Source organism: Cupriavidus sp. KK10, assembly GCF_018223725.1.
Classification (GTDB): domain Bacteria; phylum Pseudomonadota; class Gammaproteobacteria; order Burkholderiales; family Burkholderiaceae; genus Cupriavidus; species Cupriavidus necator.
The window spans coordinates 2,224,717-2,251,151 of the sequence record NZ_CP073677.1; the positions used below are offsets into that span (position 1 = coordinate 2,224,717).

The following is a 26,435-nucleotide window of genomic DNA, read 5'->3' on the forward strand; positions in this document are numbered from 1 at the left end:
TTCGCCCGTTGGCGGCGCGTAGCGATGCCGGACAGCCCCGGCGCTCAATACCGCCGCAATCCTTCCAGCTCCAGCACGTGCACGACGCCATAGTCGACGCGCACCAGCCCATGCTGCTCCAGCACCTTGAGCGCGGCATTGGCCCGCTGGCGCGAGATGCCCGCCAGCAGGCCGACTTCCTCCTGTGTCAGATGCAACGCCGGACCCAGCCCAGGACATAACACGGGATGGAATAACGTGGCCAGCGCCCGGGCCACGCGGCCTTCGATGCCGTGCAGCCGCTCATGCTCGACGGTGGCGATGAACAAGCCCAGCCGTTCGTTGAGCTGGTCTAGCAGATAGCGGTTGAAGGGCAGGCTGGTCTCCTGCAGCCAGCGGAACGTCGCCGCAGGCATGCAGGCGATGCTTGAATCGCGCAGCGCGACCACGTCATAGCGCAGCGCCTCGCGCTTGAGCAGGGAGCCTTCGCCAAGCCAGCCGCCGGCCGGCACGCCGGTCAGGGTGGCGCGCTTGCCCGATGGCGATGCGCAATGCACCTTGACCAGGCCCTGTGCGATGCCAAGCCAGTTGTCGGCCAGGTCGCCCTTGCGGCTGACATAGGCGCCTTGCGGCACGGCACGTTCACGCAGTTCGGCGCGCACGCGCTGGCGTTGTTCCGGGGTCAGTGCTGCCGCCCAGGGGCTGCACGCCAGCAGCGCGTCGAGGCTCACAATGGCGCATCCGCTCAGGCGGGCAGGGCGAGGGGCAGCGGCTGTTCGCCCGGCGCCCACCACGGCCGGAACAGCGCCTGCACGGCGGCGTCATCGACGGCGTCATAGCTGGTGATGCGCCAGTGCGGCGTGTTGTCCTTGTCGACGATCAGCGCACGCACGCCTTCGATGAAATCCCCCTGCGAAAACGTGCTGACCACCACCGCCAGCTCCATGCGGAAGCAGTCGGCCAGGTCCATGCGGCGGCCGCGCAGCAGCAGCTCGCGCGTGGCGCAGGCGGACAGCGGCGAGCGGGTGCGCAGCACGTCGATAGTGCGGGTGGCCCAGGCGGAGTAGGCCGGGTCGTCCTGGCAGGCCAGTCCGGCCAGGATCTCGGGCAGCGTTGCATGCGCGGGGAAATGCCGCAGCAAGGCCGGCAGCACTTGCAGCAGCGGCGCGTCGGCGGCGCTGGCGACGTGCTCGTGCACCAGCGCATGGCGCAGGTCTGACAGCGTGTCATCGCCCCAGGCGATGCCGGCGAGGGTCTGCTCCAGGCCAGCCAGCGTGGCGCTGTCGACCGCGGCGTCGGCCAGCCCGCACAGCAGGGCATCGGCCGCGCCGATGGTGACCCCGGTCAGCCCCAGGTACAGGGCCAGCTGCACCGGCAGCTTCGACAGGAAATGGCTGGCGCCCACGTCCGGCACCAGGCCGATACCGGTTTCGGGCATGGCCACGCGCGAGCGTTCGGTGACGAGGCGCAGGTGCGCGGCTTGCGCCAGGCCCATGCCGCCGCCCATGACGATCCCGTCCATCAGCGCCACCAGCGGTTTGGGGTAGCGGTGCAGGCTGTAGTCGAGCGTGTATTCGTCGATAAAGAAGCGCTGGTGCAGTGGGGTGCCGTCGCGGTAGCTGTCGGTCAGCGCGCGGATGTCGCCGCCGGCGCAGAAGGCCTTGGGGCCGGCGCCGCGCAGCACCACTGCGCGGACGGCATCATCCTGCGCCCAGGCTTCCATTTGCGCACCGAGCGCGACGATCATCGGGTACGACAGGGCATTGAGCTGGCGCGGCCGGTTCAGCGTGGCAACGCCGACACCGTTGACGACCTGGAACAGCACCTCCGGCTCGGCGGCATCCAGGTTGGCGGCCTTGGTCTCTTCAGTCAGGCGCATGGCGGACTCCTAGGCGTTGCGCCATTGCGGCGTTCGTTTCTCGAGGAAGGCGTTGACCCCTTCGCGCTGGTCGGCATCGTCGAACAGGTCGACAAAGCGCTCGCGCTCGAGTGCCAGCGCGGACTGGCGCGGCACGCCCTGGCGCGCCAGGTGTACCAGCCGCTTGCTGTGCGCGGCGGCCCGGGGACTGACGTTGCAGGCGCGCTCAGCCATCGCCAGCGCGGTGGGGAAGGCCTGGCCGCGCGGCACGACTTCTTCCACCAGCCCGATGCGCAACGCCGTGGCGGCATCCACGCGCTCGTTGGTCAGGATCATGCGCTTGGCCCAGCCTTCGCCCACCAGCCACGGCAGCGTCTGCGTGCCGCAGCCGCAGGGCAGCAGGCCGACGGCGGCTTCAGGCAGGGCCATCTGCGCGTGTTCCTCGACGATGCGGATATCGCAGGCCAGGGCGCATTCCAGGCCGCCGCCCATGGCATAGCCGTTGATCGCGGCGATCACCACGGGCCGCGCGTTCTGCAGGGCTTCAAAGGCGCTGCCGAACTGCTGCGCCATCACGCGGGCATGGGCACGGTCGCCCTCGGCAAAGCCGTTCAGGTCGGCGCCGGCGCTGAAGAACTTCTCGCCGGCACCGGTGACCACCACGGCGCGCACTTCGGGGTTGGCGTCGATCCTTGCCACCAGCTCGCGCAGCTGCTGCAGGCCTTCTGCAGTGAAGGCGTTGGCGGGCGGGCGGCTCAGCGTCAGCGTGGCGACGTGGCCTTGCAGGGCGAACTCGATCATTGCGTGCCCTCCTTGTCGGCGGCGGACAGGTACTGGCGGATCACGCCGGAGAAGTCGAGCTGGCCGTCGCCGGCATGGCTCACGGCCTGGTAGACCTGCTGCGCCAGCGCGCCCAGGAACAGCGGCTGCTTCACGGTGCGCGCGGCGTCGTTGGCCAGGCCCAGGTCCTTGAGCATCAGGTCGGCGCCAAAGCCGCCGGTGTAGCCGCGCCCGGCCGGCGCGGTCTCGATCACGCCGGGCCAGGGGTTGCAGGTATCCGAGGCCCAGCAGCGGCCGGTGGAGGTATTGACGATGCCGGCCAGCACGTTGGCGTCGATGCCGAGCTTGACGCCCAGCGCCATCGCCTCGGATACGCCAATCATGGAGATGCCGAGGATAAGGTTGTTGCAGATCTTGGCGACCTGGCCGGTGCCGGTGCCGCCGCAGTGGACCAGGTTGCGCCCCATGCCGGCCAGCACCGGGCGCACCTGGGCGAACAGCGCTTCGGAGGCGCCGACCATGAAGGTCAGCGTGCCGGCCTGCGCGCCAACGGTGCCGCCGGAGACCGGTGCATCGGCCAGCGCATTGCCGTGCGCCTCGGCGGCAGCGGCCAGTTCGCGCACGGTGGCGGGGTCGATGGTGCTTGAGTCCACCAGCGGCACGCCCGGGCGCACGCCCGCCAGCACGCCTTCCGGGCCCAGGTAGGCGCTGCGCACATGGGCGGCGGCGGGCAGCATGGTGATGACAAAGTCCGCTTCGGCCACCGCCTTGCGGGCGGAATCCGCGGTGGCGGCGCCCTCGGCGCACAGCGACGCCACCGCCGCAGCGTTGAGGTCGAATACGGTCAGCGTATGGCCGGCCTTGAGCAGGTTGCGCGCCATGGGCGCGCCCATGTTGCCCAGGCCGATGAAGGCGATATGCATGGGGTCTCCTTCCGTGTCGTTCTTGAATGTCGGCCGATTACTTCAGGCTGATGGTGGTGTTCACCCCGTCGTTGACCGTCGCGTCATCAAACCACCGCGCCGTCACCGTCTTGGTCTGCGTATAGAACTGCACCACCTGCTTGCCATACGGACCCAGGTCGCCCAGCTTGGAGCCACGCGATCCGGTGAAGCTGAAGTAGGGCACCGGCACCGGGATGGGGATGTTGATGCCGACCTGGCCCACGTCGATCTCGCTCTGGAACTTGCGCGCCGCGGCGCCGCTCTGCGTGAACACGCCGGTGCCGTTGCCAAACGGGTTGCGGTTGACCAGGGCGATGGCCTCGTCAAGCGTATCGACGCCGACCACCACCAGCACCGGCCCGAAGATCTCTTCGGTGTAGATCGACATGTCGGTCCGGACATCGGTAAAGATGGTCGGGCCGATGAAGTTGCCCTGCGGATAGCCCGGCACCTCCACGCCGCGGCCATCCAGCACCAGCGTCGCGCCTTCGCGCTCGCCGGCGGCGATGAGGCCGAGGACCCGTTCTTTTGCCGCCACCGATACCACGGGGCCGACATCGGTGCCAGCCTCGGCGCCGGCGCCGACTTTCAGGGTCTTGGCGCGTTCGACCAGGTCGGGCACCCAGTCGCGTGCCGCCCCCACCAGCACGATCACCGAGGTGGCCATGCAACGCTGGCCGGCCGCGCCGAAGCCTGCACCGGCCAGCGCGTTCAGCGTCTGCTCTTTGTGCGCATCAGGCAGCACGACAGCATGGTTCTTGGCGCCCATCATCGACTGCACGCGCTTGCCGTGCGCGCCGGCCAGGTTGTAGACGTGGGTGCCAACGGCGGTCGAGCCCACGAACGACACGGCCTTGATGTCCGGGTGCGTGCACAGCGCATCGACCACGTCCTTGGCGCCGTGCACCACGTTCAGCACGCCCGGCGGCACGCCGGCTTCCAGCGCCAGCTTGACCAGCTCCACGGTGGACAGCGGGTCCTGCTCCGAAGGCTTGAGCACGAAGGTATTGCCGCAGACGATCGCCATCGGGAACATCCACAGCGGAATCATCGCCGGGAAGTTGAACGGCGTGATACCCGCGCAGACGCCGATCGGCTGCTGCAGCGTGTAGGTGTCGACGGTGGCGGCCACGTTCTCGGCAAAACCGCCTTGCTGCAGGGTGCCGATCGAACAGGCGTGTTCCACCACCTCCAGCCCGCGGAAGATGTCGCCCTCGGCATCGGCCAGGGTCTTGCCCTGCTCGGCGGTCAGGATGGCGGCGATACGCTTGCTGTGCTCGCGGATCAGTGCCTGCAAGCGCAGCATGACGCGCAGCCGCGCGCCGATGGGCGTATGGCGCCACGTGGCAAAGGCGCGGTGCGCGGCGCCCACGGCAGCGGCGACCTCGCTTGCTGTGGCCAGCGGCACGCGTGCCAGCACCTCCTGCGTGGCGGGATTGACCACGTTGCGGAACTCGGTGGCGGACGAATCCACCCATTCGCCATTGATCAGCAGCGGCACGGTCGGCACGGCATTGTCGGTCTTGGGCACGGCAGTCATGGTTGTCTCCGGAAGGTCTGGTTCTGTTGGCAAGGGATGGTGGGACTACAGGCTGCGCGCGATCAGCATGCGCTGGATCTCGCTGGTGCCTTCGTAGATCTGGGTGATGCGGGCGTCGCGGTAGTGACGCTCGACTGGGTAGTCTTCGAGATAGCCGTAGCCGCCGTGGATCTGCAGCGCCTTGGAGCACACGCGCTCGGCCAGTTCCGACGCATACAGTTTGGCCTGCGAGGCTTCGGACAGGCACGGCACGCCTTCGCTGCGCATACGCGCGGCGCGGTGCACCAGCAGGCGCGCGGCGTTCAGCTCGGTGGCCATGTCGGCCAGCATGTTGGCGATGGGCGGGTGTTCGCGCAGGGCGCGGCCGAACTGGATGCGTTCCGATGCATAGCGGCACGCCGCCTCGAAGGCCGAACGCGCAATGCCGATTGCCTGCGCGGCGATGCCGATGCGCCCGCCTTCCAGGTTTGACAGCGCGATGCGCAGGCCCTCGCCGGGCTCGCCCAGCAGTGCGTCGTGCGGTACGGTGCAGTCTTCCAGCGTGATCGCGCAGGTGTCCGAGGCTCGGATGCCCAGCTTCTTCTCGGGGGCGTGGACGATGAAGCCGGGGGTGTTTGTGGGGACCAGGAAGGCCGAGATGCCTTTCTTGCCGCGCTCGGGCTCGGTTGAGGCGAACACTACGGCGACACCGGCGCGCTGGCCGTTGGTGACGAACTGCTTGCTGCCGTTGAGCACCCAGCCGTTATCGGTGAAGCGGGCGCGCGTGCGCAGGTTGTGCGCCTCGGAGCCGGCCTGCGGCTCGGTCAGGCAGAACGCGCCGATCAGCTCGCCGCTGGCCAGGCGCGCCAGGTAGCGTTCTTTCTGCGCATCGGTGCCATAGTGCAGGACCGGCCCGCAGCCGACCGAGTTGTGCACGCTCATCATGGTGGCGCAGGCGGCGCAGCCGGCGGCGATTTCTTCGATGGCCAGCGCATAGGCGACGTAGTCGGTATAGGTGCCGCCCCATTCCTCGGGCACGATCATGCCCAATAGCCCCAGCGCGCCCATTTCGGCGACGACTTCATCGGGCAGGTGGCCGTCGCGGTCCCATTGTGCGGCGCCCACGGCCAGCCGTTCGGTGGCAAAGGCGCGCGCGCTGTCGCGGATCATGGTTTGCTCTTCGGTATAGTCGCTGTGCATGGCAGTTAGGGGTGGGCGTTTTGAGCCGCGCGGCAAGTCAGGCAGAATGCGCGCTTGGCGTTTGACCTGCGGGCAGTGTAGGAACGCCGGGGGCGGGCTCCTATGCCAAAATCCGCCAATCTTCTTGAACTCGTTTGCCACCCGCCAGCGCCATGGAAAAAGGCAGTGTCGCCATCTGTTTCGTCCACCACGCCATCGCGGGGCTGCGCGCGCGTGGCATCGACCCCGATCCGGTGCTGCGTAGCGCCGGCATTGCGCCGGCGCTACTGGCGGTGCCGCAGGCGCGCGTCTCGTCCGCCAGCTACAGTGAGCTGTGGATGGCCGTGGCGGCGGCGCTGGACGATGAATTCTTCGGGCAGGATTCGCGCAGCATGAAATGCGGCAGCTTTGCCATGCTGTGCCACGCGGTGGCCGGCAGCCGCACGCTTGCGCAGGGGCTGGAGCGCATCACGCGGTACTTCCGGCTGCTGCTGGACGATATCGGCGTGCGGCTGGAGCGCCACGGCGATGAGGCCGCGCTGGTGCTGACCGCGCCCTGCGCGCACCTGGGGCGGCAGCCCGGCGTGTTTGCCAAGGAAACCATGCTGATCATGCTGCATGGCCTGATGAGCTGGCTGCTGCGGCGGCGCGTGCCGGTGCGGCTGGCGGCCTTCGACTACGACGAGCCGCCGTACAGCGCCGAATACCGCGTGATGTACTCGCGCCAGCTGGCCTTCGACCAGCCCGCCACGGCGCTGGTGTTCGACGCTGCGCTGCTGGACCAGCCGGTGCGCCAGGACGAGCGCAGCCTGAAAGCCTTCCTGCGCGATGCGCCGCACAACGTGGTGGTCAAGTACTCCGACCGCGCCAGCGTGGGCGCACGGGTGCGCCGGCTGCTGCGCAACCAGCGGCCCGAGCTGTGGCCCACCTTCGACGCGCTGGCGGTCAGCCTGAACCTGTCGGCCTCATCGCTGCGGCGCCGCTTGATGGACGAGGGCGTGAGCTACCAGGACCTGAAGGACGGGCTGCGGCGCGACCTTGCCATCGAGGCGTTGAGCCACTCCGGGCGCCCCGTGGCGGATATTGCGGCGGAACTCGGATTTGCCGAGCCGGGCGCGTTCCACCGGGCATTCCGGCGCTGGACCGGATCGCGCCCCGGCGCTTACCGTAAGTTTGCGGACGAAGCCTGACCGCGGCCGATCGGTCAAAGTGGACGGGGCTAAACTGGCTTTGGCCTCGAGGGATTGAAGGTCCTGCTGCGGGCCGGGGCTGGGGTGGTCTCGGCCGATGAGGCTCTGGTGATCGAGCGCAGTCCGCCACACGTCCAAGCGCGGTGCGGCCCAAGCTCATTACTTCGCTGCAACTCGCTGATCGCGTGCCAAACCGCATCGTGTCCGTACCGCCTTGCGCCGGCGCGGCGCCGCTTTCTTATCCGGCAAGAAAACAACAGGCCTAAAGCATGAAGCCCTCAGCCTTGGACGAAGGCACCACCTGTGGGCTGTAGCAATCCTTGGCTGTCGTCAAAGCTGTTTGCTCCAGCAGTTGCACTCGACCCGTATCGTGGCTGGGGTCGACATCCGTGGGCACACATCCGCTGGCCTTCTGGCCTCGCATGTCCATGACAGCACCGCGAGGCGCGCGCCGTTGCAGAAGGTGACATGCGCTGGCGTATCCCGTGGGATGCGGGAGCTTGGCTCCGCCGTCGAATACAGCCGGCGTGGCGCGGGTTCGTGGGCGTCAGCGTGACCTGTCATGATGACCTGCAAGATGCACGCCGCCTGCGCGACGTGCCGCGCTGCCTCTCCGAGATCTTCAGCGTGGGTTTCTCTGGGCATGAAGCCTTCTTGCAAATGTGCAGTTCATCGGATGCACAACAGCATGAATGCCTTGGATGAGACCGGCAGCAAGAAAGCTGGACGGCATGGATACCGACTTATGATCGATGGGAAACGGTTGCCGCAGTGGTAGCGTCAATGGCGGCAGCCTGCGGGGCGAGAAACTTGCCTCACGAGGGCGGGTGGAACCCGGTGGGACCGCAGTAAGACTACCCCCAAGGGGATGCCCAGGATACGCCACAGGTGAATCGCCTCGGCCCGTGCCATGTTGCTAGTGCATTCCTTGGCGTGGCGGGCGATGCTGTGGGTCAGGCTTATCTGCATGTTGAGCGCGATGCGCCACAGCTACATCACATACAGGTCGTCGTCGATCAGCGAGTCCGGTATTACGAGGCGGCCGAGCAGCGACTCCCACAAGGCCACGCCCATGGATGAGCAGTCAATATAGCGCCAGCGCAGGAGAGTCGTCCCTGCGCCAATGGTTTTCGTGGCCAGTTGCACATCGAGCAGGTCAAATGGGTAGGCGCTTGCCTGGGGCAGCACGCGCCGCTGTGCCAGGACGATCAAGCTGGCGCGCAGCGCCAAGTCATTGGCTGGTCAAGGCCTCCAGACTCTCCCTTACCTTTAAAAGGTTGTAAAAGGCCTTTTAGGTAGGCTACGTGTTCCAGCCGTTGGAAGGCCGGCTGTGCCAGCTATCCCCTGGGGATAGCTGGCAGTGTTCGGCTAGTTCATGGGCTGTGCACGCTGTACCTCTCGTGCTCAATACCAGGCGACCTGTTTGTCAGTGCGCGTCTGCCTTCTTCCTCAAGCCCCATGCCTGGGGCGAGTCGGATGGTTGGGCTTGGAGCGGCGCTTGCAAGCGCGAATCTTGACCCTTCAGCCCTTCTACAGACGGATATCAACGGAAGTTGGCGTGGCGAATAGCTTGGGTTCCTTGCCGAGCGGAAACCCGATCACGTACAGGACGTTAGCTGGCATTGGCCTGTCCGGGTCCGAGCTTCCCTTCAGCAGCACTTGGCGCTCGGCATAGCAGAGCGAAACGCCAAGGGTCTTGAGCACATCGATGTTGGCTTGCATCGTGTCCGACGCCTCGCGCTTCTCTGCTTCGGTATAGGCGTCCAGGGCATCGCGGTAGTTACGGAAATATTCCATCAGTGCGGCGAAGCGTTTGTCCGCTTCGCCGCCCATTTCGAAGGCCAGCTCCGACATGTCCATCGTGCTGGTCTGCGCCAGCTCCGCCAACTGCTTACCCGTGGTCAGCCGAATCGCCGCGAAGGTGACGTGCTCCCGGTCGAACTGTTCCTGCGCTGCCTTGAGTTCGTCTTCTGGTGGAATCGCGAATGGCTTGTTAAGCGCGTCGATGTCCAGGAAATCGAACGCGCTGGCCAGCGCCCGGCAGATGTCGGGGCCAGCGGGCCAGCCTTGTTCGACGCGCTGAACGGTCCGCACGTTGAGTCCTGCGATCACGGCTAGCTGCTCTTGCGTCCATTGCCGGGCGTTGCGGAATACCTTGATGCAGACAGCCAGCTCGGCGGGAGTCAGTAGGCGTACTGGTGGCGTGTTTTCCGTCGCATTCATTTCGTTGCTCCTTCGTTATCGCCCGACTTGGCCAGCCGTGCTGGCCACGCCATTGCGCATGGCATGGCCGCATTTGGCGAGGGGCCAGAGCGCTAGCGAGAAGCCGACAGCTGCCAGTACTGCCACATAGTGAGCCGGCGCCATTGCGTCGTGCTGTAGCCACAGCGTGAGGATCATCGGCGTGAGGCCGCCAAAGACTGCGTAAGACATGTTGTAGGCAAACGAGAGACCGGTGAACCGCACCGGTGCCGGAAAGGCACGCACGCCGGCAATCGGCACAGTGGCGATGGTGCCGACGAACAGACCCAGCAGTCCGTAGTGCCAGAACAGCGTGCCAGGCGTGCCGGGCAGGCTGTCGTAGAAGAGGTAAGCGGTCACGAACAGGCCACCCCAGCCGATCAGCATGACGGCGCGCGTGCCAATGCGGTCGCTCGCCCAACCGACGATCACGCAGCCGATGGTCAGCGCGAGCGTAGCGAAGGCATTGGTCTCGAGCGCAAGCGCGGCGGGAATGTGGTGCACCTTCTGTAGGTAGGCGGGCGTGTACAGCACCACCACGACGATAGAGGTAGAAAGTACCCAGGTCAGCAATGCGACGAACAGGCTGGCCGAGCGGTGCTCGCGCAGCACGGTGCGGATTGGCAGTTCGCGCGCCAGGTTGCTGCGGCTAGCCAACTCGCGGAACACGGGTGTCTCATGAAGAAACCGGCGCAGGTACACCGACACAAGTCCGAAGACGCCGCCCAGGATGAAGGGGATGCGCCAGGCGAAAGCGCTCACCTGCTCAGGCGAGTAATGGCGATTGATGGCGACGGCAACGAGCGAACCCAGCAAAATGCCGCCGGTGATGCCCGAGGTCAGCGTGCCGATGCCGAAACCGTATTGCCGGCTCGGCACGTGTTCGCCGACAAACACCCAGGCACCTGGCATCTCGCCACCGATGGCCGCGCCCTGCAGCACCCGCATCGCCAGCAGCAGCAGCGGCGCCGCGACGCCGATGCTGGCGTAGGTGGGCAGCAGGCCGATCATCAGCGTGGGCGCTGCCATCAGCAAGATCGACAGCGTGAACATGCGCTTGCGGCCAAGCCGGTCACCAAAGTGGGCGATCACGATGCCGCCCAGCGGGCGTGCCAGGTAGCCCGCGGCGAAAATGCCGAACGTCTGCAGTTGTCGCAGCCAATCTGGCATGTTGGGCGGGAAGAATAGCGCGCCCAGCACCGTGACGAAGAAGACGTAGATGACGAAGTCATAGAATTCAAGCGTGCCGCCGAGGGCGGCAAGACCCAAGGTCTTGTAGTCGCGAGCAGCCAGCGTGCGCGCCGGTGCGGGTAAGACGCCGCCCGGTACGCTCAGGAGATTCACATGCGGTTCTTGTTGTGGATTCACGTTCGGTCCTCGTCAGGTAGTGATCAATGGACTTCGGTCAGGGCCGGTCCTTTTGAGACCAAGACCCCATCGTTTGCGCGTGAGGGATGCCGATCAGGCATCGTCCGGTGCGCCACGCCTGCATGGAAATGCACAGTTGGTGCGCGGACATCAAGTCGTGCGCACCGTCTTTCCATGCTGGTCTTTGTGCGGAACCGACTGCTGCAACCAATGAGGTGCAGCAGAGGGCGGCCGGTCCGGCTAGCGGAACGGCCGGCGGGTTCGGTCAGTCGGGGATCGAACCGTCTACCTGCGCCAGCTGCGCATACGCCGAAAGCGATCGGTTTGGCCGGAAGTACAGGTCGCGAAGATTCGGCTTTTTGAGCGGTCCAACAATGGATGCCAGGTCGGACAGCTTCACATGGCCCAGTTCGGGCATGCCAATACCCACGTCGCACAAACCGTATGCGGTGTCACCATCGGCGGGGTCGAGCGCGGCCAGTAGCCAGGTTGCATGCGCGTCAGGGGTAAACAGGCGCACTACGGGCAGCGGGTCGCCTGCGTGTCCTGCTGCGTATGCTCGTCCGTTGGCAAGCAGTTGCGCGCGTTGTTCTGCGGTGATAAGGGGTTGATTCATGGTTGCATCCTCATGAGAGATTCGCTCCACGGCGAAGCGAGGCGATACCGGGCGCACGCCATAGCGATGGCCGTCACGCCCGAGACTTCGCCGGTGCCGTTCAGATCGAGCACCGGCACGTCTTCCGCTAGCGAGACGGAATTGTCAGAAAGCGCCCCCAGATCCGGTCGCACGATATTGGCTGTCGCCAAGGTTTGACGGCTTGGCGCTAATAGCAGTTAGCGCTGCGCCAAGACTCTGAGCCCGCTATTCACAGGTAATAAGACTTTCGCTCTCGGGACAGGCTCGGTGATCGTTCCCAACAAACATCCAGTCCAGTTCATCGCCGGATACCCGGCCCTTTCGTGCCACGGTGACGCTTGCCCGCTTGAGATGTTCAGCCCGAAGAGTGGCCCGGACGGGCAGCTGCTTCCTTCTTAGCGACCGTGACCAGTTGGGCAACTAGGTATTCGCAAATGGACCCAGCGCTCGTAGCTCTGTTTGCCCCGCCCGGTAGGAATCCCGTCCTGATAGACGCACATCTTCGGGTGCTGCTGAGGCGTGCTCGTGCAATCCATGGCTCGAAAAATCGCAGCTAGGTGATTTGTCAAGGGAAACAGTCCGCTGTTGCTCCGTTCCCATTCTACGAAATTCGTAGAGATGAGACAAGCGATTCCTACGATATTCGCAGGATGAGAACGAAGGAACCGGTCACCCTATTTGGTCGTCGCCTGCGACAAGCACGGCGACGGGCTGACGTTCCGCAAGATCGCCTTGGGGTGCAGATCGGAATCGATGAACTCGCGGCGAGCGCGCGCATCAGTCGGTATGAGACTGGAGTCCACGAGCCGGCGTTCGACATTGCCGTCCGATTAGCGGAAGCGCTTCAATTGCCGGCTGCATACTTCTATTGCGAAGACGATGATCTAGCGGAACTGGTGCTGACCTGGAAATGGCTTTCGAAAGCGGACCGCAAGGACGTCAAGGCGCTGGCCGAAAGCAGACTGGCAGCGAAGCACCGAACTCGCTGAAGTCGTTTCGGCACGCTGCCACGATAAGTTGGGGTGCAGTAGGCAGCAAAATCATGTCCCCTTTCTTCGATCTTTTGAGCTCAACCGGCAGAAATCTGCCGCTTGCACTTGGCGCAACATACCGCTGCATGATCTAGCTGATCATCGCCGCCTTCGGTCCATGAAAGACAAGGGGCAGCACAAACGGAATCCAATCGCCACGTTCCTCGGTCAGCGGTTGAAGGTTTGTCGGATCAAGGCGGGAAAATCTCAAGGAACCACTGGCGTTCGAAGCGCTTGTCGACCGCACGTACATTTCTGCGATGGAGCGCGGGTCGTATTCGCCCGAAGGTTGCTTGCAACGACGGGTTCATCTTCGATGGACGTCGGCGTATGAGGTGCAATGGTTGGCCGGTCTTGTGTGGTTGGTCCTGGCCGCTGCCCTAGAGCCTGGTGGCCAAGCTGGAGGACGCATGTGCTGGAGCGAACGCCCAGTCAGACATCCTACCAAAAGGGACTTGACATACTAAAGCTGCCGCAAGTTGGCAGCCGAACTTGGCAATGTATCGTTCTCCGCGATGCAACGCAGCCAGTGCAAGCATGGCGTTCGTCCTCTTCGAGTTAATGCCCGCAGGCTCTCCATCGATCAGAGCGCGTGCGCGGCCTCTGGTGCCGCGTGAGTAGCCGAGGCAGACTCGCTATGCGCCGTTACGCGATTGCGCCCGCCCACCTTGGCGCGATACAGCGCCGCATCGGCACGCGCGCTCAGTTGCGCCAGCGTCAGGCCCGGATGCCAGTCGGCGGTGCCGCCGCTGACGGTATAGCGCACGGTGTGGCTGGCGCCGTCCGACGCGACCGTCGTGACCGCTTGGCGCTGCACGCTGGCACGGATGCGCTCCGCCAACGCGCTGGCACCCGCCTCGCCGGTCGCGGGCAGCAGCACCATGAACTCTTCGCCGCCGAGGCGGCCCAGCAGGTCGCCGGGCCGCAGTTGCGCCGCCGCCAGTCTTGCGAACGCCTGCAGCACGGCATCGCCGGCCGCGTGGCCGTAGGTGTCGTTGACCGACTTGAAATGGTCGATGTCGACGATCAGCAGCGCGGGGGCCGGATTGCCGCCGGCGGCGCGCGCCAGCTCGCGCTGGGCGCCTTCCTCGAACGCCTTGCGCGACAGCACGCCCGTCAGCGTATCGGTATTGGCGACCGCTTCAAGCCGGCGCACGATGGCGTCATGGATCATCAGCACCGCGCCCATGGTCATCGCCGGCATCACCAGTGCGCCCAGGGTCAGGAAAACTGTGTTGACCAGCATCGATTCCTGCAGGTAGGGATTGCCCAGCCACTGCAGCGCGGACAGTGTGCCGCGCACTGCATGGCCGGTGGCGAAGAACAGCGCGAAGCAGGCGGTCGTGATAAAGAACCGTGCCGATTGTCCGCGCGGGCGGCGGCGCAGCAAGGTTAGCCCGACCAGCGCGCACAGCACCGCATGGAAGACCGAGACAATGACGACGCGCGTGGTGAAGACGTCGACGGCATGGCGCCAGACAATCACGCCCGCAGTTGTCACCGCCGTTGCCGCCAGCAGCCGCCGCCACGGCGGCACGCCGCCGCAGAAGCGAACGTTGCCGGCGTAGAACAGCGCCAGCGACCACGCCAGCGCGGCGTTGGCAACGCCGACCGACAACAAATCCGGAATCATGCTGCGCAGCGAGAACAGCACCAACGCTCCGGTTGCGGTCAGGTTGGCATTGCACCATTCGCCCACGCCGGGCAGCTCGCAGCGGCGCAGCGACCACACGATGGCCAGCATCATGGCGCTGAGCGCAGTCGTGATGGTGAGCAGGGCGATCGGCACGGACATCGGACAGGGGCTGGCGGCGGCGTGGCTGGAATGCGCCGGACCGGCGCGACCCGTAATGATAAGGGGCGAGCGGGCCCTGCGGGCGCCGCCGGGGGGCGCCGTCGCGCTGTCCGTGGCATGTGAGGCGGCCGCCTCCTGTGCCGGGGCTGCCGCGGCGCCTGGGCTAGTCGCTTCGTCGTGGCGCTTCGCGCGGCTAGTCGGCGCACAGCGCCGGGTCATTGCGCAACAACCACCGCGCGGCGATCAGCAGCGCTGCCAGGCAGCCGAGGATATAGCCGCCGAGGGAGACGACGTGGTTCATGATGTGACCCCATCTTGTTCCGGCTCTGGGGCCGGTCGAGCAGCAATTATGGGGTCGGGCCCGGCACCGGGCATCCCCTGATGGGGGGGCGGTGCGGGGCAGTGGGTGCGTTTGAGCGCTCAGGCGCTAGAGCTGTCCGGCGTGATGCCGGATGTGGTCGGCGATAAAGGTCGTAATGAAGTAGTAGCCGTGGTCGTAGCCGCTATGCCGGCGCAGCGTCAGCGGCTGGCCGACGGCCTGGCAGGCCGCCGCGAATGCTTCCGGATGCAGCTGGCTTTGCAGGAACTGGTCGTCCAGTCCCTGGTCGACCAGGATGCCGGCCGGGAAGGGCGCGCCCTGCTGGCGTGCCATCAGCTCGCTGGCGTCATATTCGGCCCACGCGGCGCGGTCGCTGCCCAGGTAGCCGGTAAAAGCCTTCTCCCCCCACGGGCAGCGTGACGGCGCGGCGATCGGCGCAAACGCCGACACCGAGCGGAAGCGCTGCGGATGGCGCTGTGCCAGCACCAGCGCGCCGTGCCCGCCCATGGAATGCCCGAAGATGCCGACACGGCCGGCATCGCCCGGCAACGCGGTGGTGACCAGCCCGAACAGCTCGTCGGCCACGTAGCTTTCCATGCGCCAGTACTCCTGCCACGGCGCCTCGGTGGCATCGACATAGAACCCGGCACCCACGCCGAAGTCCCAGGCATCGGCCTCGCCCGGCAGGCCCGCGCCGCGCGGGCTGGTATCGGGCGCCACCAGCATCAGGCCGTGCTCGGCGGCAAAGCGCTGCGCACCGGCCTTGATCATGAAGGTTTCTTCGGTGCAGGTCAGGCCGGCCAGGTAGAACAGCACCGGCACCTTTCCGCCTCCCTGCGCCTGCGGCGGCAGGTAGACCGAGAAACGCATCGGCAGCCCGATGGCCGCCGAGTCATGGCGATAGAAGCGCTGCACGCCTCCGTAGCAGCCGTGTTGCGAGATCAGTTCCATGTCGGCGCCGTCCTCAGTACAGCACCACGGAGCGGATCGACTCGCCGCGCTTCATCAGGTCGAAGCCCTCGTTGATGCGCTCCAGCGGCAGCGTATGCGTGATCAGGTCGTCGATATTGAGCTTGCCTTCCATGTACCAGTCGACGATCTTCGGCACGTCAGTGCGCCCGCGCGCGCCGCCGAAGGCCGAACCCTTCCATTCGCGCCCCGTCACCAGTTGGAACGGGCGCGTTGAGATCTCCGCGCCGGCCTCGGCCACGCCGATGATGATCGACTTGCCCCAACCCTTGTGGCAGCACTCCAGCGCCTGGCGCATGACCTGCGTGTTGCCGATGCATTCGAACGAATAGTCGGCACCGCCGTCGGTCAGCTGGATGATGTGGTCGACCACGTTCTCCACGTCCTTCGGGTTGATGAAGTGGGTCATGCCGAACTTGCGCGCCATGGCTTCGCGGCCAGGGTTCAGGTCTACGCCGATGATCTTGTCGGCGCCTACCATCTTGGCCGCCTGGATCACGTTCAGGCCGATGCCGCCCAGGCCGAACACCACCACATTGGCGCCGGCTTCCACCTTGGCAGTGAACAGCACCGCGCCCACGCCGGTGGTGACGCCGCAGCCGATATAGCAGACCTTGTCGAACGGCGCATCCGGGCGGATCTTGGCCAGCGCGATCTCCGGCACCACGATGTGGTTGGCGAAGGTCGAGGTGCCCATGTAGTGGAAGATCGGCTTGCCGTCGATCGAGAAGCGCGAGGTGCCGTCCGGCATCAGGCCCTTGCCCTGGGTGGCGCGGATTGCCTGGCACAGGTTGGTCTTGCGCGACAGGCAGAACTTGCACTGGCGGCATTCCGGCGTGTACAGCGGGATCACGTGGTCGCCAGGCTTGAGCGAGGTGACGCCAGGGCCGACGTCGGTGACGATGCCTGCGCCCTCGTGGCCCAGGATCGCCGGGAAGATGCCTTCCGGGTCGGCTCCAGACAGTGTGTAGTAGTCGGTATGGCAGATACCGGTGGCCTTGACTTCCACCAGCACTTCCCCGGCGCGCGGGCCGTCCAGGTCCACGTCTTCAATGGTCAGCGGGGCACCGGCTTTCCAGGCGATGGCGGCTTTGGTTTTCATGGGGGAGTCCTCCGGGATCAGGAATGTGGGGGGGGCTTGCAGGCTGCGCGGCGACGGCCGGCGCGGCGCGGGGGCAAGCCAGGTCCGAGGACATGACTATACGATCTTCCTGCCGCAGCAGGCCAGTTTTGGCCGATCATCGGTCAGCGAAACTGCCCAGGCGGCGCCAGGCGGGACTCTTACGCCTTGAGCGCTCTCGCTTCCAGATTCCAGAGCTTGCGGTCGCTGGTGGAGACGGCCACAGCGCCATGTGCGAGCGCGCTGCGGATATCATCCCGATTGCAGACAAAGCCTGATGTCACGATCGGCGGCAGCGCCTTGCGGTCCGCTTCGGGCAGGTGCGACAGCATCGGCGCCGGCATCAGCTGCACCAGGTTCGGGTCGCTCTGTTCGAGCGCCTTGACGCTGCGCGGCCAGGTGGAACGGTCGGTCACAAAGACCTTCTGCATCGTCACCATGCCCGCGCGGTTGGCCCGCTGGATCGTTGCCACGCGCGTGGAAACCAGACTGGTCACCCCGATGTCGGCCAGATAATCCACCCCGCCCTTGTCCTGCGACAAGCCTTCGCAGCTGTCGATATTGACGATGACGTACTTGCCAGCGCTGGCCAGCGTGGCGATGACGGGCTGCAGCTTGCGCAACTCCACGTTGGCGACGATGCAGACTTCGGCCACGCTTTCAAAGATGGCGTCGATCTGGTCAACACCGTAGAGTGTGCCGATGACGGGGTGTCGCGTCAGGCGCGCACCGAGGGACCTGTCCATGCTGGTTACTTCGGTTCGTTGGTGAGCACGTCACTGAGACCCAGCTTGCCTGGGTTCAGGATATTCTGCGGGTCAAGTGCCTGCTTGACTGCCGCCAGCAGCGGGAATGCCGTGTCCAGCGACGAGGCCATGTATGGCGCGCGCAGCAGTCCGATTCCGTGGTGGTGGCTCAGTGCCGCATTGTATTGGATCAGCACCGCATTGGCAGCATCCCATGCCTGGTGATACCACTTCTGGCGGTCCTCCACCGCGACCTCGCCGCGCAGCGAGAAGTACAGGCAGGCGCCGTCCACATAGGCGTGCGACTGATGCGCGGAGCCGGCGAGGGTGCCCGGCACGGCATTGATGGCCTTGACAACGTCCGTGTAGATGGCAGCCAGGTCGCGCCACGGTCCCGACATTTCGAGCGTGTCGGCGACAAAGCCGGGGCTGCGCTTGAAGCCCTCGGCGCTCTTGCCCGTCAGGTAGCGCGTATCGAGCCAGCGTTCGAAAATCGCCGCGCTGTCCAGCTTGTCACCACGTTCCTGGCACACGCGCTCGCTGATCGTCATCACCGCATCGACCATCTCGCGCGAGCCCTCGTCGGCAACCAGCAGGACGTTGGTGTCGGGCAGCCCGAACTGCACTCCGCTCTCCAGTTTGTCATAGAGCCGCAGCGCGGCGGGGTTGGCCCCGCGTTGCATGATCTCGCGGCAGGCGTCCAGGCCAATGGCAAAGGTCTTGAAGCCATAGGCGATGGCACGCCCGTAGTCGGGCAGGCGGTGCAGCTTGAGGCGCACGCGCACGATCACGCCCAGCATGCCTTCGGACCCGATGAACAGTTGCTGCAGATCCGGGCCCAATGCCGCGCGCGAGTAGCCGCCTACGGTGACCAGGCTGCCGTCGGCCAGCACCACGTCCATGCCAAACACCATGTCCTCGATCTTGCCGTAGCGCGTGGACAACTGACCGGCGCCGCGGCAGGCTACCCATCCGCCGACCGTGCTGATCGCGTACGATGATGGCCAGTGGCCCATCGTCATGCCGAATTCCTTCTGCATGGTCTCCTCGAAGATGTCGCCGAACATGCCGGCTTCCACGTCGACGATCTGGCTGTCCTTGTCGAATCCGACCAGCTTGTTAAGGCCGCACACGTCCAGCACGATTCCGCCGCGTACGGGCAGGGCGGCGCCCGTCACGTTGCTGCGGCCGGCCGATACGGTGACCGGAATGGCACTGGCGCTGGCAATGCGCATGACTGCCTGCACCTGTTCCACGGTGGAAGCGCGTACGATGACCCCGCGCGGCGTGGCGGGCTTGCCTGCGGTCTCTGTGATCATCGATCCGGCCCACCAGTCGCGGGTCCACGCCACGACATCGGCGGTATCGGTCAAGACCTCGTCGGCCACTTTGCGCAGGGCCGCGAGATCGGCCGCGCAGACGGAAATGGTGTCACGTTGCAGGCCCGGCGCATCCGGGGTGTCCTGGATGTTTGCCGCATAGCCCGGCGGCGTGTGGGCGCCGACGACGTAGTTGCCGCGGTTGTAGCCGCGCTTGATGGCTTCCTTGCTGATCATGCTGAGTCTCCCATGAGGACGGATTTTTCGAGGGCGACGGCGGCCAGGTATTCGCTGACCTGCCGCGCCACGGCCGCCTCGGACAATCCGAGTTCGGCCTGGAGGATCTGGCCCACCTGCGCTGCGGCCCGGGCGGAGGCATCGCGCGCCATCAGGCGGGCGCGGATGCGTCGTGACAAGACGTCGTCAACCGTGCCGGCCAGTTCATGGCGCACGGCGTAGACGATTTCGGCCTCGGTATAGGGCAGGCCTTCGACGATCGGCCTGGCCAGGGTGGCGTCCGCCTGCAGGATGTCGCTGACAAAGCGCGCCTCTGTGCCGTAGCGCTCGCCCAGGTGCGCGGACATGCCGCCGGATGCGACGATGGCCTGCGCGTCATAGCCAGCCGCCCCGAGCAGATAGGCCGCTTTGGTCAGGCACTTGCTGCGCTTGCCGATGACCTTCTGCGCTGCATCGATGGTTTGCTCGGCCATGTGCCGCGAGGTCGTGAGCTTGCCGCCGACGATGGTCACCAGGCCGTCGTCCGCGGTATGAATCTCGTGATTGCGCTTGATTTCCAGGGTCTTGCCGCCGGGCGGCGCCACCAGCGGGCGACACCCCGCGATGCTGCCCACCACGTCTTCCGGCGTCAGGTCGGTCTTTAGTGCCGAGCGCGCGCCCTCCAGCAGGAAGTCGAGTTCCTGCCGGGTGCACATGACATTGTCGAGGTCGCCCACATAGTCTTCGTCGGTGGTGCCAAGGTAGGACACATTGCCCCACCGCGTGATGGTTGCCCGGCGGCTGCGCCCGGGCACCGGGATCGTCACCGTGCAGTCATTGCGGATCTTCAGCCACGGGATGGCAACGTGGACGCCCTTGGCGGGGCGAATGTGCAGGGTCCTGGCCTCGCCCTTCCTGCGTCCGGTCCAGTCGCGCAGCCAGACGCCGGTTGCCATGATGACCACGCCTGCGCGCACGCGGATCTCGCGCTCGCCGGCGTGGACAATGGCGCCATCCACCTTGCCGTGGCCGTCGCGGGTGATCTCGGCGACGGTCGCGTGATTGACCACGGCCGCGCCATGGAACGCTGCCGTGCGCGCGATGTTCAGTGTCAGGCGGGCATCGTCGACGCGCGCATCGAAGTACAGGTAGCCGCCGGTCAGATGTTCCTCATTGAAGGTCGGGCAGTGGGACAGCACCTCGGCCTTGGTCAGCTTCTGGTGCAGGATTCCCTCGCGCCAGCCACCGGCGAGGTCGTAGGTCCAGAGCAGGCTCTCGAAGGCCTTGGCCAGGCGCTTGTCGAACACGCCGTTGCGCTCCATCACCGGGAACAGGAATGGCAGCCGTTGCACCAGGTGGCGCGCGTTGCGGCGCAGGCGCTGGCGCTCCAGCAGTGAATGGCGCACCAGGCCGAGATTGCCCTGCTCGATATAGCGCAGGCCGCCGTGCACCATCTTGGATGACTTGGACGAAGTCCCCGCGGCGAAGTCGCACTTTTCAACCAGCGCCACGCGATAGCCGCGCAAGCTGGCATCCAGCGCGGCGTAGGTGCCCGTCACACCACCACCGACCACCAGGATGTCGAATGCATCTGTCTCCAGGCGGTCAAGCAGGTCCCGGCGCACCAGCCGCAACGGCTCGGTGCTGGTCATGGCGGCGCGCTCGCGGTTAGCGCTGCGGGATGGAAAAATCACCATGTCTGTTGTTGCTCCTGATTAATGGACCGCAAGCGCGTCCGCATGGTTGAGCTCGGATGCCACCCGCGCATTCCAGCGCGCGCGCCGCTGGGCACGTTCATCGGCGCTGATCGCCGGTTCGAATACCGCGTCCGGGGTGGTGGTGGCACGGGCCTGCTGCATGGAATCCCAAAGCAGGCCGGATGAGCCGGCAAGGTAAGCGATGCCGCGCAGGCTGGCGCGGTCGGTCTCCTTCATGCGGTGGATGGGAATTCCGCTGAGATCCGCCTGCATTTGCAGCAGCGCATCGCTGCCGGACAAGCCGCCGCCAACCACGAGCTCCGACACCGGCACGCCCGCGATCTCCCGGTTTGCCTCGATGCATGAAGTTACCGAATGCGCAATGCCTTCGAGGATGGCAAAGGCCATCTCGGCCTGCGTCGTTGCCATCGAGATACCGGTCAATGCTGCGCGCGCTTCAGGCTGCATGCGTGGGACCCGCAGCCCTGTCAGCGCGGGAATAAAGGTCACGCCCCGTGACGACGCAACAGTGCTGGCCAGCGCACTGATTTGCCTGGCGTTCTGAAACCAGCCGAGCTTGTCGCAGACCCAGTTGAGCGCGGAGCCGGTGGTGGCGACAAAGGTTTCGACGGAGAAGTGCGACACGCCCAGCTGCCGGCGCGCGGTCATGGTCAGGGTGCTGTCCGACTTGCCACTGCGTGCGGGAAGGTTCGGGCCGACTACCAGATCGACGAAGCTGCCGGTGCCATGCAGGCACATCGCCTGGCCGGCATCGAGACATCCCAGGCCGATTGCGCCGGCGAGCTGGTCCCCGGCACAAGCCAGGATCGGTACGTCGATACCCAGCACGTCCGGCCGCGTGCGGCCGAAGTCGTCCGCATCCTGGCGCAGCTCAGGCAGCAGTTCACGCGGAAAGCCAAGCGCGTCGATCCAGTCGAGCTGGTAGCGATGCCCGGTCAGCACGTAGGCGTTGCATGAGGTGGCGTTGGTCGGCGTGGTGATGCATGCGCGTGCCGTCGACAGGTGCCAGAGCAGCCAGCTGTCGATGGTGCCGAAGGCGAGCCGGCGCGCACTGAAGGCGTCAGCCACAGCCGGCGTGTCGCGCAGGTGCCGCGCTGCCCACAGGTATGGCGAGCGTACACCGGTGGGGCGGCCGACCGTTTTGCGCAGATTTGCGTCCCATGCCGGCGCGAGCTGGTCAAGATCGGCCGCGTACCGCGTGTCCTGCCACACCATGGCGGGTACCAGCGCACGTCCGGTCTGCGTGTCCCACAGTACCGCGGTGGCGCGCTGGGTGGCGATGGCGAGGGCGGTGACAGTCAGGTTTTCGCGAGCAGCCTGCGCCAGGGTGGCGCGGCAAACCGCCAGGGTTTTGTCGAGCAAGACGTTGGCGTCCTGTTCGACCACGCCAGGGCAGGGGGATCGGACCTCAAGCGTGGTGTACTCGAGGCACATGACATGACCGTCGGCGGCCACCACCGCTGCCCGCGTGCCTGAGGTGCCCTCATCGATCGCAAGGATGACATTTCTGCGCTGGGTCATGGGCGGGCCTTTTCAATCGCGGGATTCATGAAGCCCGGAGCGTCCGGCACATCGCCCTTGAACTGCGGGGCGTCGGCTTCATTGTCGGGGTTGATGGTGGTGCGGGTCGGGTCCCAGCGGATCGCAAAGCAGATGATGCTTGCCAGCAGCGGGACCACGGAGAGAATCAGGAAGGTGGTCTCCAGCCCATACTGTGCGCGGAACAGCGGGAAGACCAGCAGGCCCAGTGCAGCGCCGATGGCACCGAGCGCGCCGATGATGCCGTTGGCGCCCGCGCGCAGTTCGCTGCGGAAAGACAGTGACGACAGGCTCTTGCCGTTTGCGCCGGGCCCGCCCGAGTGGAACAGGATGAACAGCGACGGAACGACCACTGCCATCCACATCGGCATCTTGCCGTTAAACAGGCCCAGGATCAGCAGCATGGCGAATACCGCCGCAAAGCCGAATGCCGAGGCGCGGCGCAGGCCCAGCTTCCGGCCTATAAAGGGCGAGAGGAAGCCGCCAAAGATGCCGCAGACGTTGAAGACCAGCGCGCCGATCGTCGCGTAGGCAAAGTCCTTGCCGAACAGGGCCGCACTGATCAGCGGCAGGTACCAGCCGATCGCGAAGTACTGGATCGACTGCCCGATCTGCACGGTGGCCGCCAGGATGGTGCGCGGCAGGTAGACGCCGCGGAAGATCAACAGCACATTGGCCAGGCCGCGGCGCGCCTGGTTTAGGACGGGGATGCGTTCCGCGGGCGGGGCGGCAACGAACTCACGTCCGTAGATGCGCGTCATGGCATGCGCGGCGGCATCGAGCCATTCCTTGCGTGCCAGCCAGATCGGGCTTTCCACCAGGAACAAGCCTTGCAGCAGCAGGATGATCACGCCAAAGACCGCGGTGGCCGCCACCGAGTAGCGCCAGATCGTATCGCCAACGTCCCAGGAGTAGAACAGCAGTGCCAGCAGCAGGTTGGAGCAGACGGCGGTGTACCACATGCCTTGCCACGTGTTCAGCCGACTCTTGAGCTTCACCGGCGTGAACTCCGCCAGCACCGCCATGGCGATGGCAAAGTCGATGCCGTAGGCCGCGCCGACAAAGAAGCGCCCGGCCAGGATCATCTCGAAGCCGGGGGCAAACACCACCAGCAACGCGCCGGCCACAGCCAGGACCTTGGCGAGAATCAGCGGGCGGACGCGGCCCCAGCGGTCAGCCATCCAGCCGCCGATAGGGTTGAAGGCAATGGCCACCCAGGAGGCAAACGAGGTCAACAGGGCGACCTTTGCGGGCGCGAGTTGAAGGTTGCGCGTCATCGGCCCGAGGCCGGCGCTCAGCGCAGAATTGGAAAACGCATCAAGGAATAGCCCGCCGAGTGCGAGCCACCAGATGACACCGGCCCTGCCGCGAATGCCTGGGCAGGAATCTATGTAGGCAATGACATCATCGATGCCACGAATTTTGATGGCAGAGCGTTGCACGGCGGCCTCCTCTTATTTGTTCTGTAAGAGGCCGCAGCGACTGCAAGGCGCGAAGAGACCATCTTACAGATGGTCTCTTATCTAGATCTGCGTGGCCAATGTATGGCTTCGCAGACACTGCGTCAACCGGGAAAACCCTTGTCCTGGGCATTAGCGTGCAGCGGCATTCCCCACGGCACGGCGCAGACTGGCATCCGGCGGGCCCAGCTGCCCCTCATGCCGCCGCCCCAGCCACCAGCCCAGCCCCGCCCACACCAGCGCCAGCACTGCGCCAGCCAGGGCCACCGTGGCGGGATGGCCCGACAGCGCATCGATCCCCGTCTTGACCCACGCACTGACAGCATCGCCCGCACGGTAGACGGCGGTGTCGATCACGTTCTTGGCCTTGTACTTGGTCTCGGGATCGACCACGGTGAACAGCATCTCGCGCCCGGGGCGCAGCAGCGCGTATTCGCCGACACGGCGCAGGATCATCACGCCGGCCAGCACGCCGAAGGTCGGCAACAGCGCCAGTACGAGAAAGCCGCAGGCCACCGCCAGCGGCACCGCGGTCAGCAGTACCGAGACGCCATAGCGGCGCGCCATGCGGCCGGTGAAGAAGAGCTGGACCAGGATGGTCAGCGCCTGCACGGCAGCATCCAGCGCGCTGAAGACCTGGGTCTGGCGGGTGCGTTCCGGGAAGGCCTCGGCCACCAGCCGCGCCTGCTCGAAATACAGGAAGGTACTGGCCGTGGCCAGCAGGATCACGAACAGGCCGATGCCGAGCAGGTAGCGCGAGCGCAGCAGCAGCGACAGCCCGGCCAGCAGCCCGCCGCCGATCGGGTTGGCCGGATCCTGCGCCGCGCCGGCCGGGGCTTCGCCCGGCTGCACCACGCCCGCGCCGGCGCGGCGGCGCCAGCCGAACAGCCAGCCCACGCCGGGCAGCGTGGCGGCCAGCAGCGCGGCCGACAGCAGCATCAGTCCGGTCAGGCCGATCCGCGGCACCAACCAGCCGCCCAGCACGGGCCCGACCAGCCCGCCCGCGCTGGCGCCGGCGGCCAGCAGTGCGAACAGACGGCGCGCCTGCTCGGGGCGGAACACATCGGCCATCAGGCTCCATGCCACCGACACCACGAACAGGTTGAATACCGACAGCCAGACGTAGAACACGCGCGCCAGCCAGACGTTGTCAGGCAGGGCGCGAGTGGCCAGGGCAAAGCCCAGCAGGTTGGCGATAAAGAAGGCGTACACCCAGGGCACGAAGCGGCGCCGCGGCAGCCAGGCGCAGATCGCGCCGTACAGCGGAATCGCGGCCAGCATCACGACAAAGGTGGCGGTGAATAGCCACTGCAGGTTCTTCACGCCGCCGGCAATGCCCATGGTCTCGCGCACTGGCCGCAGCATGAAATAGCTGGCGAACAGGCAGAAGAAAAACAGGAAGCCGGCCACCACGGCGCCGGTCTCGCCGGGGTGGATGCCGAAACCGCGCCGCAGCCGGGCCAGGCCACCGGCAGGCGGGTCGCGCGCGGGATCGTCCACGATCGATACGGCTCAGCGCAGCAGCGCGGCGATGCGCTCGCGCTGGCCGGGATCGGGCATGCGGCCCAGTCCGGCCCCAAGGTTGTCGGCCATGTTGCGCGGCTTGGAGGTGGCCGGGATCGCCGCGGTCACGGCGGGATGGCTGACGATGAACTTCAGGAACAACTGGCCCCACGAGCCGCAGTCGATATCGCCGGCCCACGGTGGCAGCGGGCGGTCCTTGACGACGCGAAAGAGGCGCCCGTCCTGGAATGGCCGGTTGACCAGCACCGCCACCCCACGCGCTTCGCACAGCGGCAGCAGCGTACGCTCGGCATTGCGCTCGGCCACGGAGTAGTTGATCTGGACAAAGTCCACGCGCTCGCTGCGCACGATCTTCTCCAGCGCCTCGTGCGCGTCCTCGCGGTAATGGGTGATGCCCAGGTAGCGAATGCGGCCCTGTTCCTTCAGCTCGCGCAGCCAGCGCAGGTTGGCCTGCCAGTCGATCAGGTTGTGTATCTGCAGCAGGTCGATCTTGTCCACGTGCAGGTCGGCCAGCGAGTGCGCCCATTGCGCCTGCGCGGGCGCGCCGGACTTGGCCGAGATCTTGGTGGCCAGGAACACCCGGCTGCGGGCATTGGCCGCGCGCAGCAGGTCGCCGGTCACGGCTTCGGCGCTGCCGTAGCTGGGCGCGGTATCGACGACCGACCCTTCGCTCTGCAGAAGCAGGTCCATCACCTCCGCCAGCGGCTTGCGTTCATCAGCGCCGGTGCCGACGTTGAAGGTGTCGGCGGTGCCCATGCCGATCACGGGCAGGGCTTCGGTGGTGCCCGGGATGTTGCGGCGCATTGGCACGGCTACGGTGGCAGCGCCGGCGGGCAGGGCGGCGCAGGCGGCGAGGCCGGCGGCCAGGGCCAGGAAGGAGCGGCGATCTAGTGGCATTGGGACGGTTCGCGGCAGGTCACACACTGGTTGACCTTAGTAGCTGTCCGGGGGCTTGTAAACCGTTGCTTCAATGCACTTTTTCGC

The 26,435-nt window shown here is 66.1% G+C and carries 22 protein-coding genes and 2 pseudogenes; 3 read left to right on the forward strand and 21 right to left on the reverse strand.

The features are described from left to right. Nucleotides 1-44: 44 nt before the first annotated feature. The 6 genes from KB879_RS10720 to KB879_RS10745 are packed head-to-tail and all read right to left on the reverse strand — an operon-like array spanning nt 45 to nt 6,280. The gene (locus KB879_RS10720) at nt 45-710 is read right to left on the reverse strand and encodes a Crp/Fnr family transcriptional regulator (protein ID WP_013952822.1); all 666 of its coding nucleotides are present in this window, start codon (nt 708-710) and stop codon (nt 45-47) included. A gap of 14 nt (nt 711-724) precedes the next feature. Further along, nucleotides 725-1,858, reverse strand: coding sequence for an enoyl-CoA hydratase/isomerase family protein (locus KB879_RS10725; protein WP_153953900.1), 1,134 nt, complete (start codon nt 1,856-1,858; stop codon nt 725-727). Between the two features lie 9 nt (nt 1,859-1,867). Then, nucleotides 1,868-2,638 carry an enoyl-CoA hydratase gene (locus KB879_RS10730; protein ID WP_153953899.1) on the reverse strand — a complete coding sequence of 257 codons (771 nt, stop codon included), beginning with the start codon at nt 2,636-2,638 and terminating at the stop codon, nt 1,868-1,870. Beyond that, the gene (mmsB, locus tag KB879_RS10735) at nt 2,635-3,540 is read right to left on the reverse strand and encodes a 3-hydroxyisobutyrate dehydrogenase (RefSeq protein ID WP_153953898.1); all 906 of its coding nucleotides are present in this window, start codon (nt 3,538-3,540) and stop codon (nt 2,635-2,637) included. Before mmsB ends, KB879_RS10730 begins: the two co-directional genes overlap by 4 nt. A 37-nt stretch (nt 3,541-3,577) precedes the next feature. After that, a complete protein-coding gene (locus tag KB879_RS10740; protein ID WP_153953897.1) occupies nt 3,578-5,101 on the reverse strand; it encodes a CoA-acylating methylmalonate-semialdehyde dehydrogenase in 1,524 nt (507 codons plus the stop codon). A gap of 45 nt (nt 5,102-5,146) precedes the next feature. Continuing rightward, nucleotides 5,147-6,280, reverse strand: a complete 1,134-nt coding sequence (locus KB879_RS10745) for an acyl-CoA dehydrogenase family protein (RefSeq protein ID WP_153953896.1) — start codon at nt 6,278-6,280, stop codon at nt 5,147-5,149. Nucleotides 6,281-6,432: 152 nt separating this feature from the next. Here KB879_RS10745 and KB879_RS10750 point away from each other — a divergent pair, with 152 nt between their 5' ends. Continuing rightward, nucleotides 6,433-7,449, forward strand: coding sequence for an AraC family transcriptional regulator (locus tag KB879_RS10750; RefSeq protein WP_013952827.1), 1,017 nt, complete (start codon nt 6,433-6,435; stop codon nt 7,447-7,449). Between the two features lie 780 nt (nt 7,450-8,229). Here KB879_RS10750 and KB879_RS10755 read toward each other — a convergent pair. The 5 genes and pseudogenes from KB879_RS10755 to KB879_RS10775 form a co-directional block, all read right to left on the reverse strand. Further along, nucleotides 8,230-8,786 (reverse strand): annotated as a pseudogene (locus KB879_RS10755) (DUF3158 family protein). A 193-nt stretch (nt 8,787-8,979) separates the two neighbouring features. Beyond that, entirely contained in the window at nt 8,980-9,672 is a 693-nt protein-coding gene (locus tag KB879_RS10760) for a helix-turn-helix domain-containing protein (RefSeq protein ID WP_211981269.1), read from the reverse strand. Between the two features lie 15 nt (nt 9,673-9,687). Beyond that, nucleotides 9,688-11,058 (reverse strand): MFS transporter, encoded by a 1,371-nt coding sequence (locus tag KB879_RS10765; RefSeq protein ID WP_371827398.1) that lies wholly within the window; start codon nt 11,056-11,058, stop codon nt 9,688-9,690. A 265-nt stretch (nt 11,059-11,323) separates the two neighbouring features. Next, nucleotides 11,324-11,674, reverse strand: coding sequence for a DUF2958 domain-containing protein (locus tag KB879_RS10770; RefSeq protein WP_153955707.1), 351 nt, complete (start codon nt 11,672-11,674; stop codon nt 11,324-11,326). Further along, complete coding sequence (locus KB879_RS10775) at nt 11,671-11,865, reverse strand: hypothetical protein (RefSeq protein WP_153955708.1); 195 nt, start codon at nt 11,863-11,865, stop codon at nt 11,671-11,673. The genes KB879_RS10770 and KB879_RS10775 overlap by 4 nt, the downstream gene beginning before the upstream one ends. Before the next feature lie 480 nt (nt 11,866-12,345). On the opposite strand from KB879_RS10775, the gene KB879_RS10780 reads away from it, so the two are divergent. Further along, nucleotides 12,346-12,684, forward strand: coding sequence for a helix-turn-helix domain-containing protein (locus KB879_RS10780; RefSeq protein WP_153955709.1), 339 nt, complete (start codon nt 12,346-12,348; stop codon nt 12,682-12,684). Nucleotides 12,685-12,844: 160 nt separating this feature from the next. Beyond that, nucleotides 12,845-13,010: pseudogene (locus tag KB879_RS39320) on the forward strand (helix-turn-helix transcriptional regulator); the annotation flags it as partial. A gap of 299 nt (nt 13,011-13,309) precedes the next feature. Here the strand turns inward: KB879_RS39320 and KB879_RS10785 are convergent. The 10 genes from KB879_RS10785 to KB879_RS10830 all read right to left on the reverse strand — a co-directional run bounded on the left by KB879_RS10785 (nt 13,310) and on the right by KB879_RS10830 (nt 26,348). Beyond that, complete coding sequence (locus KB879_RS10785; protein WP_211981271.1) at nt 13,310-14,521, reverse strand: GGDEF domain-containing protein; 1,212 nt, start codon at nt 14,519-14,521, stop codon at nt 13,310-13,312. Between the two features lie 427 nt (nt 14,522-14,948). Further along, nucleotides 14,949-15,791 (reverse strand): S-formylglutathione hydrolase, encoded by an 843-nt coding sequence (gene fghA, locus KB879_RS10790; RefSeq protein ID WP_013952835.1) that lies wholly within the window; start codon nt 15,789-15,791, stop codon nt 14,949-14,951. Nucleotides 15,792-15,804: 13 nt separating this feature from the next. Next, nucleotides 15,805-16,911: an S-(hydroxymethyl)glutathione dehydrogenase/class III alcohol dehydrogenase gene (locus KB879_RS10795; RefSeq protein WP_013952836.1), complete on the reverse strand. Its 1,107-nt coding sequence runs from the start codon at nt 16,909-16,911 to the stop codon at nt 15,805-15,807. 179 nt (nt 16,912-17,090) lie between these two features. After that, nucleotides 17,091-17,675 carry a glycerol-3-phosphate responsive antiterminator gene (locus tag KB879_RS10800; protein WP_013952837.1) on the reverse strand — a complete coding sequence of 195 codons (585 nt, stop codon included), beginning with the start codon at nt 17,673-17,675 and terminating at the stop codon, nt 17,091-17,093. A 5-nt stretch (nt 17,676-17,680) separates the two neighbouring features. Next, nucleotides 17,681-19,231, reverse strand: coding sequence for an FAD-binding oxidoreductase (locus KB879_RS10805; RefSeq protein ID WP_153955711.1), 1,551 nt, complete (start codon nt 19,229-19,231; stop codon nt 17,681-17,683). Beyond that, nucleotides 19,228-20,907 carry a glycerol-3-phosphate dehydrogenase/oxidase gene (locus tag KB879_RS10810; RefSeq protein WP_211981273.1) on the reverse strand — a complete coding sequence of 560 codons (1,680 nt, stop codon included), beginning with the start codon at nt 20,905-20,907 and terminating at the stop codon, nt 19,228-19,230. Before KB879_RS10810 ends, KB879_RS10805 begins: the two co-directional genes overlap by 4 nt. 18 nt (nt 20,908-20,925) lie before the next feature. Beyond that, entirely contained in the window at nt 20,926-22,449 is a 1,524-nt protein-coding gene (locus tag KB879_RS10815) for an FGGY family carbohydrate kinase (RefSeq protein WP_035816806.1), read from the reverse strand. Continuing rightward, on the reverse strand, nt 22,446-23,909 hold the full coding sequence (locus KB879_RS10820) for an MFS transporter (protein WP_211981276.1): 1,464 nt from the start codon (nt 23,907-23,909) through the stop codon (nt 22,446-22,448). The genes KB879_RS10815 and KB879_RS10820 overlap by 4 nt, the downstream gene beginning before the upstream one ends. A gap of 150 nt (nt 23,910-24,059) precedes the next feature. Then, nucleotides 24,060-25,427 (reverse strand): NTP/NDP exchange transporter, encoded by a 1,368-nt coding sequence (locus KB879_RS10825; protein WP_211981278.1) that lies wholly within the window; start codon nt 25,425-25,427, stop codon nt 24,060-24,062. A 12-nt stretch (nt 25,428-25,439) separates the two neighbouring features. Further along, on the reverse strand, nt 25,440-26,348 hold the full coding sequence (locus tag KB879_RS10830) for an aldo/keto reductase (RefSeq protein WP_211981279.1): 909 nt from the start codon (nt 26,346-26,348) through the stop codon (nt 25,440-25,442). Between the last annotated feature and the right edge of the window lie 87 nt (nt 26,349-26,435).

What these genes read in the sequence shown, in the direction of transcription:
- KB879_RS10725 (WP_153953900.1), bottom strand. Translation starts at nt 1,858, where the DNA reads ATGCGCCTGACTGAAGAGACCAAGGCCGCCAACCTGGATGCCGCCGAG.
- KB879_RS10730 (WP_153953899.1), bottom strand. Translation starts at nt 2,638, where the DNA reads ATGATCGAGTTCGCCCTGCAAGGCCACGTCGCCACGCTGACGCTGAGC.
- mmsB (WP_153953898.1), bottom strand. Translation starts at nt 3,540, where the DNA reads ATGCATATCGCCTTCATCGGCCTGGGCAACATGGGCGCGCCCATGGCG.
- KB879_RS10740 (WP_153953897.1), bottom strand. Translation starts at nt 5,101, where the DNA reads ATGACTGCCGTGCCCAAGACCGACAATGCCGTGCCGACCGTGCCGCTG.
- KB879_RS10745 (WP_153953896.1), bottom strand. Translation starts at nt 6,280, where the DNA reads ATGCACAGCGACTATACCGAAGAGCAAACCATGATCCGCGACAGCGCG.
- KB879_RS10750 (WP_013952827.1), top strand. Translation starts at nt 6,433, where the DNA reads ATGGAAAAAGGCAGTGTCGCCATCTGTTTCGTCCACCACGCCATCGCG.
- KB879_RS10760 (WP_211981269.1), bottom strand. Translation starts at nt 9,672, where the DNA reads ATGAATGCGACGGAAAACACGCCACCAGTACGCCTACTGACTCCCGCC.
- KB879_RS10770 (WP_153955707.1), bottom strand. Translation starts at nt 11,674, where the DNA reads ATGAATCAACCCCTTATCACCGCAGAACAACGCGCGCAACTGCTTGCC.
- KB879_RS10780 (WP_153955709.1), top strand. Translation starts at nt 12,346, where the DNA reads ATGAGAACGAAGGAACCGGTCACCCTATTTGGTCGTCGCCTGCGACAA.
- KB879_RS10785 (WP_211981271.1), bottom strand. Translation starts at nt 14,521, where the DNA reads ATGTCCGTGCCGATCGCCCTGCTCACCATCACGACTGCGCTCAGCGCC.
- fghA (WP_013952835.1), bottom strand. Translation starts at nt 15,791, where the DNA reads ATGGAACTGATCTCGCAACACGGCTGCTACGGAGGCGTGCAGCGCTTC.
- KB879_RS10795 (WP_013952836.1), bottom strand. Translation starts at nt 16,911, where the DNA reads ATGAAAACCAAAGCCGCCATCGCCTGGAAAGCCGGTGCCCCGCTGACC.
- KB879_RS10800 (WP_013952837.1), bottom strand. Translation starts at nt 17,675, where the DNA reads ATGGACAGGTCCCTCGGTGCGCGCCTGACGCGACACCCCGTCATCGGC.
- KB879_RS10805 (WP_153955711.1), bottom strand. Translation starts at nt 19,231, where the DNA reads ATGATCAGCAAGGAAGCCATCAAGCGCGGCTACAACCGCGGCAACTAC.
- KB879_RS10810 (WP_211981273.1), bottom strand. Translation starts at nt 20,907, where the DNA reads ATGGTGATTTTTCCATCCCGCAGCGCTAACCGCGAGCGCGCCGCCATG.
- KB879_RS10815 (WP_035816806.1), bottom strand. Translation starts at nt 22,449, where the DNA reads ATGACCCAGCGCAGAAATGTCATCCTTGCGATCGATGAGGGCACCTCA.
- KB879_RS10830 (WP_211981279.1), bottom strand. Translation starts at nt 26,348, where the DNA reads ATGCCACTAGATCGCCGCTCCTTCCTGGCCCTGGCCGCCGGCCTCGCC.